At 61.9% G+C, this 16,313-nt stretch carries 14 protein-coding genes; all 14 read left to right on the forward strand.

The window, feature by feature from the left end:
• Window positions 1-22: 22 nt before the first annotated feature.
• The 14 genes from rsmH (at window position 23) to lpxC (ending at window position 16,286) form a co-directional block, all read left to right on the forward strand.
• Window positions 23-970 (forward strand): 16S rRNA (cytosine(1402)-N(4))-methyltransferase RsmH, encoded by a 948-nt coding sequence (gene rsmH / locus ISN74_RS02365; protein ID WP_188797008.1) that lies wholly within the window; start codon window positions 23-25, stop codon window positions 968-970.
• Entirely contained in the window at window positions 961-1,236 is a 276-nt protein-coding gene (gene ftsL / locus ISN74_RS02370) for a cell division protein FtsL (protein WP_188797010.1), read from the forward strand. Before rsmH ends, ftsL begins: the two co-directional genes overlap by 10 nt.
• Window positions 1,233-3,044 carry a peptidoglycan D,D-transpeptidase FtsI family protein gene (locus ISN74_RS02375; protein ID WP_188797012.1) on the forward strand — a complete coding sequence of 604 codons (1,812 nt, stop codon included), beginning with the start codon at window positions 1,233-1,235 and terminating at the stop codon, window positions 3,042-3,044. Before ftsL ends, ISN74_RS02375 begins: the two co-directional genes overlap by 4 nt.
• On the forward strand, window positions 3,041-4,516 hold the full coding sequence (locus ISN74_RS02380) for a UDP-N-acetylmuramoyl-L-alanyl-D-glutamate--2,6-diaminopimelate ligase (RefSeq protein ID WP_188797013.1): 1,476 nt from the start codon (window positions 3,041-3,043) through the stop codon (window positions 4,514-4,516). Before ISN74_RS02375 ends, ISN74_RS02380 begins: the two co-directional genes overlap by 4 nt.
• On the forward strand, window positions 4,513-5,874 hold the full coding sequence (locus ISN74_RS02385; protein WP_188797015.1) for a UDP-N-acetylmuramoyl-tripeptide--D-alanyl-D-alanine ligase: 1,362 nt from the start codon (window positions 4,513-4,515) through the stop codon (window positions 5,872-5,874). Before ISN74_RS02380 ends, ISN74_RS02385 begins: the two co-directional genes overlap by 4 nt.
• Window positions 5,864-6,946, forward strand: coding sequence for a phospho-N-acetylmuramoyl-pentapeptide-transferase (gene mraY, locus ISN74_RS02390; RefSeq protein ID WP_188797018.1), 1,083 nt, complete (start codon window positions 5,864-5,866; stop codon window positions 6,944-6,946). The genes ISN74_RS02385 and mraY overlap by 11 nt, the downstream gene beginning before the upstream one ends.
• Window positions 6,947-6,949: 3 nt before the next feature.
• Complete coding sequence (gene ftsW, locus ISN74_RS02395) at window positions 6,950-8,188, forward strand: putative lipid II flippase FtsW (protein ID WP_188797019.1); 1,239 nt, start codon at window positions 6,950-6,952, stop codon at window positions 8,186-8,188.
• Complete coding sequence (gene murG, locus ISN74_RS02400; RefSeq protein WP_188797042.1) at window positions 8,185-9,258, forward strand: undecaprenyldiphospho-muramoylpentapeptide beta-N-acetylglucosaminyltransferase; 1,074 nt, start codon at window positions 8,185-8,187, stop codon at window positions 9,256-9,258. Before ftsW ends, murG begins: the two co-directional genes overlap by 4 nt.
• Window positions 9,255-10,697: a UDP-N-acetylmuramate--L-alanine ligase gene (gene murC / locus ISN74_RS02405; protein ID WP_188797044.1), complete on the forward strand. Its 1,443-nt coding sequence runs from the start codon at window positions 9,255-9,257 to the stop codon at window positions 10,695-10,697. The genes murG and murC overlap by 4 nt, the downstream gene beginning before the upstream one ends.
• Entirely contained in the window at window positions 10,694-11,632 is a 939-nt protein-coding gene (locus tag ISN74_RS02410; protein ID WP_188797046.1) for a D-alanine--D-alanine ligase, read from the forward strand. The genes murC and ISN74_RS02410 overlap by 4 nt, the downstream gene beginning before the upstream one ends.
• Complete coding sequence (locus ISN74_RS02415) at window positions 11,629-12,375, forward strand: cell division protein FtsQ/DivIB (protein ID WP_188797048.1); 747 nt, start codon at window positions 11,629-11,631, stop codon at window positions 12,373-12,375. The genes ISN74_RS02410 and ISN74_RS02415 overlap by 4 nt, the downstream gene beginning before the upstream one ends.
• Window positions 12,372-13,604: a cell division protein FtsA gene (gene ftsA / locus ISN74_RS02420; protein WP_188797050.1), complete on the forward strand. Its 1,233-nt coding sequence runs from the start codon at window positions 12,372-12,374 to the stop codon at window positions 13,602-13,604. The genes ISN74_RS02415 and ftsA overlap by 4 nt, the downstream gene beginning before the upstream one ends.
• 117 nt (window positions 13,605-13,721) lie before the next feature.
• Window positions 13,722-14,900 carry a cell division protein FtsZ gene (ftsZ, locus tag ISN74_RS02425; protein WP_188797053.1) on the forward strand — a complete coding sequence of 393 codons (1,179 nt, stop codon included), beginning with the start codon at window positions 13,722-13,724 and terminating at the stop codon, window positions 14,898-14,900.
• 471 nt (window positions 14,901-15,371) lie between these two features.
• Window positions 15,372-16,286: a UDP-3-O-acyl-N-acetylglucosamine deacetylase gene (gene lpxC, locus ISN74_RS02430; RefSeq protein WP_188797055.1), complete on the forward strand. Its 915-nt coding sequence runs from the start codon at window positions 15,372-15,374 to the stop codon at window positions 16,284-16,286.
• The last annotated feature ends 27 nt before the right edge of the window (window positions 16,287-16,313 follow it).

The raw sequence follows: 16,313 nt of genomic DNA on the forward strand, positions 1-16,313 counted from the left end.
CGAACAAGAGCGGGAGTGCGGCATGGCCGAGCAAATGTTGCGGCACATCCCGGTGATGCTGAATGAAGCGGTGGAGGGTCTCGCCGTGCGGGAAGGCGGGCGTTATCTCGATGGCACCTTCGGACGCGGCGGTCACGCCCGCGCCGTGCTGTCGCGTCTGGGTCCCGACGGCCGTCTGTTGCTGATGGATCGCGATCCGCAAGCCATTGCCGCTGCGCAGAAGGAATTCGCAGGCGATCCACGCGTGTCGATCCGTCATGCCAATTTCTCGACGTTGGCCGAGTGGGAAGAGACCGCCGAAGGCCTCGACGGTGTGCTGCTCGATCTGGGTGTTTCCTCGCCGCAGTTGGATGAAGCAGCGCGTGGTTTCAGCTTCATGGCCGATGCGCCGCTGGACATGCGCATGGATCCGACCCAGGGTGAAAGCGCTGCCGATTTCCTCGCCCGTGCTGAAGATCGCGAAATTGCCGATGTGTTGTGGACCTTCGGCGAAGAGCGCTTCAGCCGCAAGATCGCACGTGCGATCGTCGAGCACCGCAGCGAATCGCCGATCACTCGCACCAGCGAGCTGGCCGCGTTGATCGAGCGCGTGGTCGGCCGTCGTGAGCCGGGCAAGCATCCGGCCACACGCAGCTTTCAGGCGCTGCGCATTCGCGTGAATGGCGAGTTGGACGCTTTGCAGCGCGGGCTCGACGCTGCGCTGGCGTGCCTCAAGGACGGCGGCCGCCTGTCGGTGATCAGCTTTCACTCGCTGGAAGACCGCGCGGTGAAATTGTTCATCCGTGATCACTCTGGCCGTGTGCAAGGCAGTCGCCGTGGGCCGCCGGTTGCAGCGGCGCCGGCGCGTCTGGCTGCCGTGGGCAAGGCGCAATTTCCTTCCGAGGCGGAGGAAGTGGCCAATCCGCGTGCTCGTTCGGCCGTGCTGCGTGTGGCGGAAAAGCTGCCGGAGGGAGGCCGCGGATGCGAATGATCGGCGTCTTTTTCCTCCTGCTGCTGTTGAGCGCTGTAATGGTAAGTGCCATTGCCGTGGTATGGACCCGGCATCAGAGTCGTGCGTTGTTTGTGCAGTTGACCCAGCTGCAATCGCAGCGCGATGCGCTGAATATCGAATACGGCCAGCTCGAACTGGAGCAGGCTACGTGGGCCGAGCCGCGCCGCATCGATAGCGAAGCGCGCACCAAGCTCGGCATGCTGTCGCCACGTCCGCAGGACGTGCAACTGGTGCGTCAGCCATGAATCGGCTTCCGCGCCCCGCTCCCAGGTCTGCCACGCGTCGTCAGGGTGCGAGCCTCAGCACGCGCCGGCGCATGGTGCTGGTGCTCGGCGTACTTGGCTTGGCTTCGCTTGGGTTGGTGGCGCGCGCGTTCGACCTGCAAGTGGTGCGCAAGCAGTTCTATCAGGACCAGGGCGATGCGCGCTTTCTGCGCGTGGTGCCTATTGCTGTGTCGCGCGGCACGATCTTCGATCGCAATGGTGAGCCGTTGGCGGTGTCCACGCCGATGGTATCGATCACGGCGGTGCCATCAGAAGTGCTCGATAACGCGGACCGCATTCCTGCCTTGGCACAGGCGCTTGGCACCAATCCGGACGACCTGAAGTCGTATCTCGAGCAGCGCGCCGATCGCGAGTTCACTTATCTGCGGCGGCAAATGAGCCCGGATGCGGCGCAGGCGGTTTTGGACCTGGACGTGCCAGGCGTGAATGGCCAACGCGAGTTCAAGCGTTATTACCCATCCGGCGAAGTCACCGCGCACGTGCTTGGCTTTACCAATATCGACGATCACGGCCAGGAAGGCTTGGAGCTTGCGTTCGACAGCTGGCTGTCTGGTAAGCCCGGCGCCAAGCGTGTGATCCGCGATCGCATGGGCCACATCGTGGAGGACGTGGAACAGGTGCGCGCGCCGCAGCCTGGTCAGAATCTCACACTCAGTATTGATCGCCGCATTCAGTTCCTTGCCTATAGCGAACTGAAGAAGCAGCTCGATGACGTCAATGCCGATTCGGGCGAGATGGTCATTCTCGACGTGCGCACCGGCGAAATCCTGGCGATGGTCAGCTTGCCGACGTACAACCCGAATGCGGTCACCGGCTCAAACGGTGGTGCGCGCCGCAACCGCGCCGTGACCGACGTGGTCGAGCCCGGTTCGACGATGAAGCCGTTCACTTTGGCAGCGGGCTTGTCCAGCGGTAAATACACACCGACGTCGCCGATGGTCGATACCGGTAATGGGCACTGGATGTTCTACGGCCACGATATCCGCGACGACGATCCCAACGGGATGCTCACGCCGACCGGTGTGCTGACCAAGTCATCCAACATTGGCGCAGCGAAGATTTCGCTATCGCTGGACACGCAGTATGTCTATGACGCCTACAAGGCGTTTGGCTTCGGTGAAAGCACCGGTAGCGGTTTCCCGGGCGAATCGTCCGGTTTTCTCAAGGTTGGCAAGACTTGGCGCCCGCTGGAGAAAGCGACGATGGCGTTCGGCTACGGCATGAACGTCACGCCGCTGCAATTGGCGAACGCCTACGCCACGCTCGCCAATGATGGCGTGATGCATCCGCCCACTTTCATCAAGGACGGTGATAACCCGGGCAAGCAGATCGTTTCGTCGCAGATTGCGCGCGAGCTGGTCACCATGTTGGAAACCGTCACCGCGCCGGGTGGTACCGCGACGCGCGCGCAGATTGCCAACTACAGTGTGGCCGGCAAGACCGGTACTGCGCATTTGGCAGCCGCCGGCGGTTACGCCAAGAACAACTACAACTCACTGTTCGCCGGCATCGTGCCAGCCACCGATCCGCGTCTGGTGGCGGTGGTGGTGATCAACAATCCGAAAAACGGCTACTTCGGTGGCGCTGTCTCCGCGCCGGTATTCCAGCGCGTGATGGATGGCGCGCTGCGCCTGCTCGATGTGCCGCCGGACAACATCGGCCGCTGGTACGTCGGTGGCCCGATGCAATCGGGCGGCGGTCTGGCCGGCAATGCGCCGGTGCCAAGCAGTAAAGATGATGCGTCTGCTGCGGAGGGGGTCGACCCATGAGCAGCCAGCGTCTTGATCATCTTTTGCAGGGCATTGCGGAGACGTCGGCCATCGGGCCGATTGTCGTATCCGGGCTGGCGCTCGATTCGCGGCAAGTGCGCAACGGTGATGCCTTCTTTGCCTTGCGCGGTACGCGCGGGCACGGCATCGAGTTCGTCGGCGGTGCCGTGCAGCGTGGCGCCAGCGTGGTGCTGGCCGAAGCGCCGCCGTGCGTGCTGGATGACCCTGGCGTGCCGGTGTTGTGGATCGACAGTCTGCATACCTTTGTCGGCGAAATTGCTTCGCGCTTTTTCGGCCGTCCATCGGAAGCGATGCGCGTGATCGGCGTGACCGGTACCAACGGCAAAACCTCTACGGTGCAGCTGTTGGCACAGGCACTGGAAACGCTCGGTCACCGCGCGGCCACCATCGGCACGCTCGGCGCCGGATTGCATGGCCAGCTGAGCGAAGGCGAGCGCACCACACCGGACGCAATTGCCGTGCAGCGGCTCATGTCGGAGTTTCGCCGCGACGGCGCTACGCATGTCGCGATGGAAGTGTCTTCGCATGCGCTTGAGCAGGGCCGCGTTGCGGCCATGGATTTCGATGTCGCCGCGTTTACCAATCTCACGCGCGACCACCTCGACTATCACGGGAGCATGCAGGCTTATGGCGCAGCGAAGGCCAAGCTTTTTGCCTGGCCGACGCTCGACGCTGCGGTGATCAATACCGATGATGCATTCGGCCGCGAGCTGGCAGCCAAGCTCGCGCAGAGCGTGCGCAAGCTGACGCTTAGCAGCGCAGGCGATGCGCATGCCGAGATCGCTGCCAGCGATATCGTCACCTCGGCCGAGGGCGTGGCATTCCAGTTGCGTACGCCGTGGGGTGCCCGGCAGATCCGCAGCCGTTTGCTAGGCCGCTTCAATGTGGCAAACCTGCTCACTGTGGTGGGTTGTATCGGTGCGCTGGGTGAATCGTTCGATCGCATTGCTGACGCTATCGAAGCGCTGCAGCCAGTCAATGGACGTATGAATCGCTTCGGTGGCGTACGCGGCCTGCCGCTGGTGGTGGTCGACTATGCCCATACGCCGGATGCACTGGAACAAGCACTGACCGCCTTGCGCGCGCATTGCGAGGCGCGGTTGATCTGCGTATTCGGCTGCGGCGGTGAGCGTGATCAGGGCAAGCGTCCACAGATGGGCGACATCGCCGAACGTCTGGCCGATGTCGCCATCGTTACCGATGACAATCCGCGTGGCGAGGACGGCGACCTGATCGTGTCGCAGATTCTCGCTGGCATGAAACAACCCCAGGCGGCGACCGTGCTGCGCGATCGCGAGGCGGCCATCCATGTCGCGTTGCAGATGGCGCGTGCGGGTGACGTCATATTGATCGCGGGCAAAGGCCACGAAACCTATCAGGAGGGCGCGAGCGGCAAGCGTGCGTTTGACGATATGGCGGTAGCAAGAGCCATTTTGGAGAGACACGCATGATGAAGCTCAGCGCCATCGCAATGTGGACGCACGGACGCCTGCTCGGCGACGATGCCAGCATTGCCAGCGTCCAGATCGATTCGCGCAAGGTGAAGCCCGGCGACTTGTTCGTCGCTTTCAAGGGCGAACGCGTGGATGGTCACGATTACCTTGCAGACGCAAAGGCTCGCGGTGCCGCCGCGGCCTTGGTTGAGCGCAAGGTCGATAGCGATCTGCCGCAAGTGCAGGTGGAGAACGCCGAACTCGCGTTGGGCGATCTGGCCAGCGCGGTGCGTGCGCAGCGTAATGCGCGGGTGATCGGTATCACCGGTTCGAATGGCAAGACCACGGTGAAGACGCTCGTCGCGTCGATCTTGTCGCGCCATGGCCGCACCCACTTCAGCACCGGCAGCTTCAATAACGAGATCGGCCTGCCGCTGACCCTGCTGTGGATGCCTGAAGACACCGAATACGCCGTGCTCGAGATGGGCGCCGGCAAGCCGGGCGACATCGACTACCTTGCTGCCATTGCAAGGCCAGATATCGGCCTCGTCAATCTCATAGCGCCCGCGCATCTTGAGCGGATGGGTACAGTGGAAATGGTGGCCGAGACCAAAGGCGCGCTTTATCGCGCGCTACCGGCCGATGGTGTGGCGATCATCAATGCCGACGACGCATTTGCGAGCTTCTTCGCGGGGCTTGCCGGTGGGCGGAAGGTGTTGCGCTTCGGCCTGGATCACAAGGCGGATATCGGTGCGGACATTCTTGAGCAGCGCGTGGATGGTTCGCATTTCGTACTGAGCACACCCAAAGGTGATGCCGATGTGCAATTGCCTTTGCCCGGTCGCCACAACATTGCCAATGCGCTGGCAGCGAGCGCGATTGCGCTGGCGCTGGATGTGTCGCTTGAAACCATCGTCGAAGGGTTGGAACAAGCTTCCGCAGTGGAAGGGCGGCTCAAGCGCATCGCCATGCCGAACGGCTGGACCCTGATCGATGACAGCTACAACGCCAACCCCAGCTCGATGCATGCCGCAGTCGACACGCTCGCTCTAGCCGAAGGCGAGCGCTGGCTGGTGCTCGGTGACATGGCGGAGCTGGGCGCCGATGCACGCGCCCTGCATGCGGGCGTTGGCCGTCATGCGCGTGAGCGCGGCGTCCAGAAGTTGTTCGCGGTAGGTCCCTTGAGTGCTGCTGCGGTCGAAGCATTTGGAGCAGGTGGTACGCACTACGCCGACAAGGCGGGTTTGATCGCGGCGTTGCAGGCGCAATTGCATGCCGGCGTCACCTGCCTCGTAAAGGGCTCGCATTCGGCGGGTATGGAACACGTCGTGGCTGCGCTCAGACAGCCGAAGGAGGGCGCGCCCAATGCTGCTTGAACTGGCCGATTGGATGGCACGGCATTTCACCGCCTTGCATCTTTTTCAATACATTACCTTCCGCACGATCATGGCGGCGCTGACGTCCATGGCGATGTCGTTGCTGTTTGGTCCCGCACTGATCCGTAAGCTCGCCGCGCTCAAGGCGGGCCAGGTGGTGCGCAAGGATGGTCCGCAGACCCATCTTTCCAAGGCGGGCACGCCGACGATGGGTGGCGTGATGATCTTGCTATCGGTGGCCGTTGCTACCTTGCTATGGGCGGATTTGGACAACCGCTACGTGTGGCTGGTGCTGGCGGTCATGGTCTGCTTCGGCGCAATCGGCTTCTACGACGACTATCGCAAGCTGGTGCTGAAGGACAGTCGCGGGTTGGCTTCGCGCTGGAAGTATTTCTGGCAGTCGGTGTTTGGTCTGGCTGCCGCGTGGTTCCTGTATCACACGGCCACCAATCCGGCAGAGACATCGCTGTTCGTGCCGTTGTTCAAGCACGTGGAGATTCCGCTGGGCGTGTTCTTCGTCGTGCTCACGTATTTCATGATCGTGGGTTTCTCCAATGCGGTGAATCTCACGGATGGTCTGGACGGCTTGGCAATCATGCCGACTGTGTTGGTGTCAGGCGCGCTGGGTGTGTTTGCGTACCTCGCCGGCAACAAGGTGTTTTCCGAATACCTCGGTATTCCGGCGATTCCGGGTGCAGGCGAGATGGCGGTGTTCTGCGGCGCCATGTCCGGGGCGGGACTGGGTTTCTTGTGGTTCAACACCTATCCCGCGCAGGTCTTCATGGGTGACGTGGGCGCACTGGCGATCGGTGCTGCGCTCGCCGCCATTGCGGTGATCGTGCGCCAGGAAATCGTGCTGCTGGTCATGGGTGGCGTGTTCGTGATGGAAACCGTGTCGGTGATGTTGCAGGTCGCCAGTTTCAAGATGACCGGCAAACGCATTTTCCGCATGGCGCCGATCCATCATCACTTTGAATTGAAGGGCTGGCCCGAGCCTCGGGTCATTGTGCGGTTCTGGATCATCAGCGTGGTGCTGGTGTTGATTGGCTTGGCAACTCTGAAGGTGCGTTGATCAATGTTCGGCTTTGACACAACCCAGGCAAAGCGTCGGCAAGGTCCGCGCGGCAAGTTCGACTTGCCGTTGCTGGTGGCCTTGATCGGTCTTGCCTGCGTGGGTGTCGTGATGGTCGCATCTAGCTCGATCGCAGTGGCCGACAGTTCGCACATGGGGCAGTTCTACTACCTCAAGAAACATCTGTTGTTTCTCGGACTTGGCGTGGTTGCTGCCGGCGTCGCCATGCGCACCGAACTGAAGGTGGTAGAGAAGCACGCCTTCTTCTTGATGCTGGTGGCCTTCATCATGCTGCTTGCGGTGTTCGTGCCGCACCTGGGCATGAAGCTCAATGGCGCGCGACGCTGGCTCAATCTGATCGTGACGTCGTTCCAGCCGGTGGAGGCGGTAAAGCTGATCCTGGTCGTGTACCTGGCCAGCTATCTGGTGCGCCATCGTGAAAGCATCGAGACCCGTTTCCTCGGGCTGATCAAGCCGCTCGCCGTATCCGGCGTGATGGTGCTGTTGTTGCTGGCGCAGCCGGACTTCGGCTCGGCCACGCTGATCATTGCAGTGACGATCGCGATGGTGTGGCTGGGTGGATCGCGGCCGATCTTCCTGTTCCTGATGGGGTTGCCGCTGATGCCATTGCTGGTGATCGCGGCGACCAGTGAAAACTACCGCATGAAGCGCCTGACCTCCTTCATGAATCCCTGGGCGCATCCGTTTGACGATGGCTTCCAGTTGACGCAGTCGCTGATGGCGATCGGTCGTGGCGAGTGGTTTGGTGTGGGCTTGGGTTCGAGCGTCTTGAAGCTGTCCTATCTCCCTGAGGCGCATACCGACTTTATCTTTGCCGTCATCGGCGAAGAGCTGGGGCTGTTTGGCATCCTAGCGGTAATGGGTTTGTTCGCGCTAACGGTTTGGCGCGGCCTGTATGTCGGCCTGAAGGGTGTGGAAATCGGCCAGCGTTTCGCGGGTTACATCGCATTCGGCATCTCGTTGATGCTCGGCTTGCAGACCATGGTGTCGATCGGCGTGAACCTTGGTGCGCTGCCAACCAAGGGTTTGACTTTGCCGCTGATCAGCTACGGCGGTTCGTCGATTGTGCTGACCTGCGCGATGGCGGGCGTGTTGTTGCGGGCGACATTCGAAATCTATCGCGCCATCGATGCGCGGCAGATGGCGACGCGCGTGCCAGCGGCGGCCGTGCCCGATGCAAATCCAGCCAGCGCGCGCGATCGCGAAGCGGTGGCGGCATGAGTGCGCAGGCTCCTGTGCTGATCATGGCCGGCGGTACCGGTGGCCACATTTTCCCCGGCCTGGCCGTGGCGGAAACGCTGCGCGCGCAGGGCGTGCCCGTCGTGTGGCTGGGCGCGGCCGGCGGCATGGAAACCAAGGTCGTGCCGGCGCACGGTATCGAACTGCATACGGTCGCGGTGAGCGGTCTGCGAGGTAAAGGCCTGAAGTCGCGTTTGCTGGCGCCATGGATGCTGCTGCGTGCCCTGTTGTCGTCGATGGCTGTGCTGGGCAAGCTGAAGCCGCGCAGCGTGCTGTCGATGGGTGGTTACGTAGCGGGACCGGGCGGTATCGCCGCGCGCTTGTTGCATCGCCCCTTGCTGGTGCACGAACAGAATCGCGTGGCGGGTTTCACCAATCGCAAGCTGGCTGCGCATGCGAGCCGTGTGATGGCCGGGTTTGCCGATAGCCTGCCGAATGCGCAGTGGGTGGGCAATCCCGTGCGTGGATCGATTGCCACTTTGCCGCTGCCCGCACAGCGTTTGGTCGGACGCCATGGCAAGCCGCGTTTGCTGGTGCTCGGCGGCAGTCTCGGCGCACGCGCGCTGAACTTGTCCGTTCCGCAGGCCTTGGCCGACATACCGGCGGATCAGCGGCCGGAAGTGCTGCATCAGTGTGGCAGCCGAGGCATCGACGAAGCGCGTCAAGCGTATGCGGATGCGGGTGTCGAGGCGCGCATCGTGCCATTTATCGAAGACATGGCCGGCACTTACGCGTGGGCCGATCTGGCGGTGTGCCGTGCTGGCGCGCTGACGCTGGCCGAGCTGACCGCCTGTGGGCTGGGGGCGGTGCTGGTGCCGTTCCCTCATGCGGTGGACGACCACCAAACCCGCAATGCCGAGGCGCTGGTCGCCGTTGGTGCGGCCGAATTGATCCAGGAACGTGATTTGAATACGAAGGATTTGGCGCAGCGTCTGACTGCGCTGCTGGGCGATCACGCCAAATTGCTTGCGATGGCGGAAGCTGCACGCACGTTGGCCAAGCCGGATGCTGCGGCAGATATCGCCCGTGCTTGCCTGGAGGTGGCCGCATGACGCCGCGTCGCCTGCTCGCGCACGAAGATTTGATGAGCACCTTCCGCCGCGTGCACTTCATTGGCATTGGCGGCGTGGGCATGAGCGGTATTGCTGAAGTGCTGCACAATCTCGGTTACGCCGTGTCCGGCTCGGATCGCAGCGAATCACCGACGGCCTTGCGCTTGCGTGAGCTGGGTATCGATGTGCGCATCGGTCATGCCGCCGCGCATATCAGCGACGCCGATGTCGTGGTGACGTCTAGCGCAATCAAGCAAGACAACCCGGAGCTGGTCGCTGCGCGTGAAGCGCGCATTCCGGTCATTCCTCGCGCCGAAATGCTCGGGGAATTGATGCGCTTCCGCCGCGGCGTGGCCATTGCCGGTACGCACGGAAAGACCACGACCACCAGCCTGGCAGCCAGCGTGCTGGCTGAAGCCAATTACGATCCCACGTTTGTGATCGGTGGCCAGCTCAATGCCGTCGGTGCGAATGCGCGCCTGGGTACTGGCCAGTACCTGGTGGCGGAAGCGGATGAATCGGATGGTTCGTTCCTGCTGCTGTCGCCGGTGATCGCTGTCGTTACCAATATCGACGCCGATCATTTGGAGAACTATCAAGGCGATTTCGCGCTGGTGCGCAAGGCCTTTAGCGATTTTCTGCATCGTCTGCCGTTCTACGGTCTGGCTGTGTTGTGCGTGGATGATCCGGAGGTCGCCGAACTGGCCAAGATCACTGCACGCCGTGTGATGACCTATGGCATTGATGCCGAGTATGCCGACGTGCGTGCCATCAATGTGCAGCAGCGCGGTTTCGAAATGCACTTCGATCTGCTGCTGCCGGGTGTGAGTCATCCGATCCCGGTAACGCTGAACTTGCCGGGCCGCCACAACGTGCTCAATGCGCTGGCTGCTGCGTCGATCGGCTGGCAACTGGGTGTGGAAGCCGAAGCGATTGCACACGCGCTGGCTAACTTCCAGGGCGTGGGGCGCCGTTTTCATCGCCGTGGCGAGATCGCGTTGGATAAAGGTAAGGCGATGTTGGTCGATGACTACGGCCATCATCCACGCGAACTGGCGGCAGTGTTTGCGGCTGCGCGTGGTGGTTGGCCGGATCGCCGTCTGGTGGTCGGCTTCCAGCCGCATCGTTATAGCCGCACGCGCGATCTGCTCGACGACTTCGCGAACGTGTTGGCCGAAGCCGATGTGTTGGTGCTGACCGAAGTCTATCCCGCTGGCGAAGCGCCTATCGCAGGCGCGGATGGCCGGGCGCTGGCGCGCGCTGTGCGTGCGCGCGGCAAGGTCGACCCAGTGCTGATCAGTCATCCACGCGAATTGAAAGATACGTTGGCGACCTTGTTGCGTGATGGTGATTTGTTGTTGCTGCTGGGCGCCGGCGATATCGGTGCAGCTGCGGTGGAGTTGGCCCAGACCGGACATTTAAGGACGAGCGAAACATGAGCAAGATTCAGGATTCCGCGCAATTTGGCCGTGTCGCTGTCGTGATGGGCGGCAGTTCGGCCGAGCGTGAGGTATCGCTCGATTCGGGCCGCAATGTGCTTGCCGCGTTGCAGGCGCGTGGTGTCGATGCGCATGCGATCGACGGTATTCCCGCGTTGCTTGATGCGCTGCGCGCAGGACACTTTGCGCGCGTGTTCAACATCCTGCACGGCCAGCATGGCGGCGGTGAGGATGGCGTGCTGCAAGGCGCACTGGAATCCTTGAATGTGCCGTACACCGGTTCGGGTGTACTCGGTTCCGCGTTGTCGATGGACAAGACGCGTTCCAAACGCGTGTGGCAATCGCTTGGCCTGCCGACGCCGAAGTTCGTGGCTCTTCCGCGCGGTGCGGATGTGCATGCCGCCGCTAAAGAAATCGGCTTCCCGCTGATCGTCAAACCTGCGTGTGAAGGTTCCAGTGTTGGTGTGACGCGCGTGTTCGAGGAAAAGGATCTCGATGCTGCCGTAGCCCTCGCCGAGAAATATCCGGGCGACCTGCTGATGGAAACGCTGATCGAGGGTGACGAACTTACCGTTGGCGTGCTTGGCCGCCAGGTGCTGCCGAGCATCCACATCGTGCCGAAGGGCGCGTTCTACGATTACAACGCCAAATACATTGCCGAAGACACGCGTTACATCTGCCCGGGTCTGGAAGGTGAGGCGGAAGCGGCGTTGCGCGCATTGTCGCTGGAGGCGTTCGATGCCCTGGGCTGTTACGGCTGGGGCCGTGTTGACGTGATGCGCGATCGTCAAGGCCGCAACTGGTTGCTGGAAGTGAATACCGCACCGGGCATGACGTCGCACTCGCTGGTACCGAAGGCTGCTGCGGTGGCCGGCATCGACTATCAGGAACTGTGCTGGCGCGTGCTGGAAACGAGTTTCAGGGAGGCGCAATGAGGGGAAGCATTCGCCTCGTCGCCTGGTGTCTGGCCATCGCCCTGGTGGTGATGCCGATCGTCGGCGTGTTGTGCGGCTGGTTTGCCGCCGACCGCTGGCCGGTGACCCAGTTGACGTTACAGGCCGAGTTCAAGCACGTGAGCGCGGAGCAGATCCGCGCCGCCGTGCTGCCGCGCCTGGGCAAAGGCTTCTTCGCTTTGAACCTCGATGGCGTGCAGAAAGCCGTGGCGGCACTGCCGTGGGTGGAGTCGGTGGAAGCCAGCAAGCGCTGGCCCGACACCTTGCTGCTGCGTGTCTATGAGCGCCAGCCATTTGCACGCTGGAATTCCAATCAATTGATCAGCCAGGAAGGCAAGGTATTTACCGTGCCGGATGCTGCCGATTACGCACAGTTGCCGGATCTGCATGGTCCAGACGATCACCTCGCCGAAGTGGTGAGCTTCTTCGCCGATGCGCAGAAAGCCTTTACCGGCACGCATCTGAAGATCGTCGGCGTGACCCTCACCGACCGCGGCAGCTGGAGCGTCGCGACGGATACCGGCGCGCAGATCGTGATCGGTGATCGCAATCAGGCGGGGCGCCGGTTACGGCGCTTCCTTGATGTCTATCCGCAGGTCATCTCTGGCCACGATCAAGGTTTTGTGTACGCCGATCTTCGTTACACCAACGGCTTTGCCGTGAAATGGCCGCAAGCGCCGGCCGCCCCGACCGCTCCCACAGCCGGAGGCACGCCCCGCACATGAAAGCCAAGAATGAAAAGCAACTAGTCGTCGGCCTCGACATTGGCACCTCGAAAGTGGTGGCGATCGTGGGCGAGTACGAGCCGGGCGAACCGATCGAGGTGATCGGCATCGGCTCGCATGTGTCGCGTGGCATGAAGCGCGGCTCAGTAGTCGACATCGAATCCACCGTCCACTCGATCCAACGCGCGGTGGAAGAAGCCGAGCTGATGGCTGGCTGCGATATTCGCTCGGTGTATGCCTCGATTTCCGGCAGCCATCTGGAGACGCGCAACTCGCACGGCACGGCGGCGATCCGTGATCGTGAAGTCGCGCCGGGCGATCTGGATCAAGTGCTGGAAGCGGCCAGTGCCGTGGCGATTCCTGCGGATCGCAAAGTGCTCTACAAAGAGTCGCAGGAATACCGCATCGACGGCCAGGACGGCATCCGCTCGCCGGTAGGTATGAGTGGTGTGCGTCTTGAAGCTTCCGTGCATCTGGTGACGGGTGCCGCGGCTGCCGTGCAAAACATCAGCAAATGCATTCAACGCTGCGGTTTGTCAGTGGATGAGTTGGTGCCCTCTGCGGTGGCCAGCGCGAAATCTGTGCTGACCGATGACGAGCGCGAACTGGGTGTATGTCTGGTCGATATCGGCGCGGGCACCACGGACATTGCGATCTACACGCAAGGTGCGATCCGTTATACCAAGTCATTGCCGGTGGGTGGCGATCAGGTCACCAACGACATCGCCTACGGTGTGCATACGCCGACGGCGCATGCCGAGGAGATCAAGATCAAGTACGCCTGCGCTTTGGCGCAATTGGCGCATGCCGAGGAAACCATCCAGGTGCCCAGCGTGGGCGATCGTCCGCCGCGCCGACTGGCGCGCCAGTCGCTCGCGCAGAGCGTGCAGGCGCGCTACGAAGAAATCTTCGAGATGGTGCAGGACGAACTGCGCCGTTCCGGCTACGACAGCCTTGTTGCGGCCGGCGTTGTGCTGACTGGCGGCGCTGCACGCATGGAAGGTGCACTGGAGCTGGCCGAGGAGATCTTCCACAAGATGGTGCGCATTGGCGTGCCACAGCATGTGAATGGCTTTGGCGAGGTGATCGCCAATCCGCTGCATTCCACTGGCGTGGGCTTGCTGCTGCATGGCGCGCGTTCGGGCGGCATGCGCGTGAGTGGCGCGACGGGCGGCAGCGTAGGCGGCCTGGTCGACAAGTTGCGTAGTTGGCTCACCAAGAATTTTTAAGAGTTTTGGCTGCGCAGGAGGCGCGGCATGGGCGAATGGAGGTTCGCTCGCCACCACGGCATGACAGGAGTGATGCCGCGGTTACAACGACAACGAAAGCTCTACGGAGGACGGGAAATGTTTGAACTGGTCGAAAAACTCGCACCCAATGCGGTGATCAAAGTCATTGGCGTGGGCGGCGGCGGCGGGAATGCCGTGGCGCACATGCTCAATTCCAACATCGAAGGCGTCGAGTTCATCGTCGCCAACACCGACTCCCAAGCCATGAAAGGCTGCGGCGGTCGCATGCATCTGCAACTGGGCGCCAATGTCACCAAGGGCCTGGGCGCGGGTGCCAATCCGGAAGTGGGTCGCCAGGCCGCCCTGGAAGACCGCGAGCGCATCGAGGAAATGCTCGATGGCGCAGACATGGTGTTCATCACCTGCGGCATGGGTGGTGGCACGGGCACGGGTGCGGCGCCGGTTGTCGCACAGCTGGCCAAAGAGAAGGGCATTCTGACGGTGGCGGTGGTGACCAAGCCGTTCCCGTTCGAAGGTCGCCGCCGCATGCAGGTCGCGCTGAAGGGTATCGAAGACCTGTCGCAGCACGTTGACTCGCTGATCACGGTGCCGAACGAAAAGCTGCTCTCGGTGCTGGGCCGTGAAGTGACCCTGCTCAACGCCTTCAAGGCTGCCAACGATGTGCTGCAGGGTGCGGTGCAGGGTATTGCGGATCTGATCACCAGCCCAGGCCTGATCAACGTCGACTTCGCTGACGTGCGCACGGTCATGAGCGAAATGGGCCTGTCGATGATGGGCACCGGTACGGCTCGCGGCGACGATCGCGCCCAGGCCGCGGCCGAAGCGGCGATCAACAATCCGCTGCTGGAAGACGTCAACCTCAATGGCGCCTGCGGCATCCTGGTCAACGTGACTGCCGGTCCGAACCTCACCATGCGCGAGTTCGACGAGATCGGCCGCATCATCCACGACTTCGCCAGCGAAGACGCCACCGTGGTGATCGGTACCTCGCTTGATCCGGAAATGCAGGATGACGTGCGCGTGACCGTGGTGGCCACCGGCCTCAACCGCGTAGCCGCCCGCCAGCCGGTTCGCCCGGTCACGACCCAGGTGGAAATGCGCCAGCGGCCCCGCCCGATGGTGCTGCGCACCGGTACCGGCAACGAAGTGGTCGACTATGCCCAGCCGGAAGTGGTCGCCAGCAACCCCCGGGGCGGCGACAGCCAGGCCAAGAGCGCCGATCCGAGCTTCGATTACCTGGACATCCCCGCTTTCTTGCGTCGCCAGGCGGATTAATACGTAAAGAAATGTGAATGTCATGAACTAACGACGTATTAACTTGTCATAGTTCCCTGTGCCGGACGAGGAGGGGTATCCTCCCTGTCCGCTGCCTCGCCGTCACCGGATGTCGGGAGCGGTAAGGGGACATGCCATGTCGGCTGACGTCGTATTCGTGCGTTGAATGCGATAGACAGTGCGGCCTATGGATGGCGCACGATTGGCTAGTGTGGTGAGGACTGCCGCCCTGCCGGTCCTAAAGTCCCGTTGCCGGATCTTCCCGTCCCCGGCGCGGGCCTTTGTGTCACATCGCAAGTACTTGATCTATCTGTAGTGCTTGCAGCAGTTAGATGCGAATGAATCGCATTTGATGATGAAAGGAAAATGAAGGATTGACCGAACGGTTCGGTATGGTCTGTTTTTCCGCAGGTTAAGACTGTGTTAGCATCCTGGCTCGAATTGGCTGCTGCCCCTACAGGTACCCAATAAATGATTAAGCAGCGTACGCTTAAAAATATCATCCGTGCTACCGGCGTCGGGCTGCATACCGGCGACAAGGTCTACATGACGTTGCGTCCGGCGGCACCGAACACCGGCATCGTTTTTCGTCGTACTGATCTCACTCCGCCCGTGGATATTCATGCACGTCCTGATCACGTAGGTGACACGCGTTTGTCGACTACGTTGGTGAATGGTGACGTTCGTGTTTCCACTGTGGAACATCTGCTGTCGGCGATGGCCGGTCTTGGCATCGACAACGCTTATGTCGATCTGTCCGCACCGGAAGTGCCGATCATGGACGGCAGTGCCGGTCCGTTTGTCTTCCTTCTGCAATCTGCCGGCATCGAAGAGCAGCCGGTGGCCAAGCGCTTCATCCGCATCAAGAAGGCGGTGAAGGTGCAGGAAGGCGATAAATGGGCCAGTTTCGAGCCGTTTGAAGGCTTCAAGGTCGGTTTCTCGATCGAGTTCAACCACCCGATCATCTCCAAGCGCACCTCGCGCGCCGAGATCGACTTCTCGACGACCTCGTTCGTCAAGGAAGTGAGCCGCGCGCGTACCTTCGGTTTCATGCGCGACATCGAAATGCTGCGCGAGCATAACCTCGCACTCGGCGGTTCGATGGACAACGCCGTGGTGCTCGACGACTACCGCGTGCTCAATGAAGACGGTCTTCGCTACGAAGACGAGTTCGTCAAGCACAAGATCCTCGATGCGATCGGCGATCTGTATCTGCTCGGTCACAGCCTGATCGGTGCGTATTACGCGCACAAGTCCGGTCACGAGTTGAACAACAAGCTGCTGCGCTCGTTGATGGCTGATGCTTCTGCATGGGAAGAAGTGAGCTATCAGGATGATCCGGCTACGGCCCCGATCTCCTACGCGCATCCCGCTCAGGCGATCTGAAATCGCCCGCTCCACCTCTCCAAGCCG

The sequence above is a fragment of the Dyella caseinilytica genome (genome assembly GCF_016865235.1).
Taxonomy (GTDB): domain Bacteria; phylum Pseudomonadota; class Gammaproteobacteria; order Xanthomonadales; family Rhodanobacteraceae; genus Dyella_B; species Dyella_B caseinilytica.

Bases quoted from the DNA above. Each gene is read 5' to 3' on its own strand.
- ISN74_RS02415 (WP_188797048.1), top strand. From the start codon at position 11,629: ATGAGGGGAAGCATTCGCCTCGTCGCCTGGTGTCTGGCCATCGCCCTG.
- lpxC (WP_188797055.1), top strand. From the start codon at position 15,372: ATGATTAAGCAGCGTACGCTTAAAAATATCATCCGTGCTACCGGCGTC.
- ftsZ (WP_188797053.1), top strand. From the start codon at position 13,722: ATGTTTGAACTGGTCGAAAAACTCGCACCCAATGCGGTGATCAAAGTC.
- ISN74_RS02380 (WP_188797013.1), top strand. From the start codon at position 3,041: ATGAGCAGCCAGCGTCTTGATCATCTTTTGCAGGGCATTGCGGAGACG.
- ftsW (WP_188797019.1), top strand. From the start codon at position 6,950: ATGTTCGGCTTTGACACAACCCAGGCAAAGCGTCGGCAAGGTCCGCGC.
- rsmH (WP_188797008.1), top strand. From the start codon at position 23: ATGGCCGAGCAAATGTTGCGGCACATCCCGGTGATGCTGAATGAAGCG.
- ISN74_RS02410 (WP_188797046.1), top strand. From the start codon at position 10,694: ATGAGCAAGATTCAGGATTCCGCGCAATTTGGCCGTGTCGCTGTCGTG.
- ftsA (WP_188797050.1), top strand. From the start codon at position 12,372: ATGAAAGCCAAGAATGAAAAGCAACTAGTCGTCGGCCTCGACATTGGC.
- ISN74_RS02385 (WP_188797015.1), top strand. From the start codon at position 4,513: ATGATGAAGCTCAGCGCCATCGCAATGTGGACGCACGGACGCCTGCTC.
- mraY (WP_188797018.1), top strand. From the start codon at position 5,864: ATGCTGCTTGAACTGGCCGATTGGATGGCACGGCATTTCACCGCCTTG.
- ISN74_RS02375 (WP_188797012.1), top strand. From the start codon at position 1,233: ATGAATCGGCTTCCGCGCCCCGCTCCCAGGTCTGCCACGCGTCGTCAG.
- murG (WP_188797042.1), top strand. From the start codon at position 8,185: ATGAGTGCGCAGGCTCCTGTGCTGATCATGGCCGGCGGTACCGGTGGC.
- ftsL (WP_188797010.1), top strand. From the start codon at position 961: ATGCGAATGATCGGCGTCTTTTTCCTCCTGCTGCTGTTGAGCGCTGTA.
- murC (WP_188797044.1), top strand. From the start codon at position 9,255: ATGACGCCGCGTCGCCTGCTCGCGCACGAAGATTTGATGAGCACCTTC.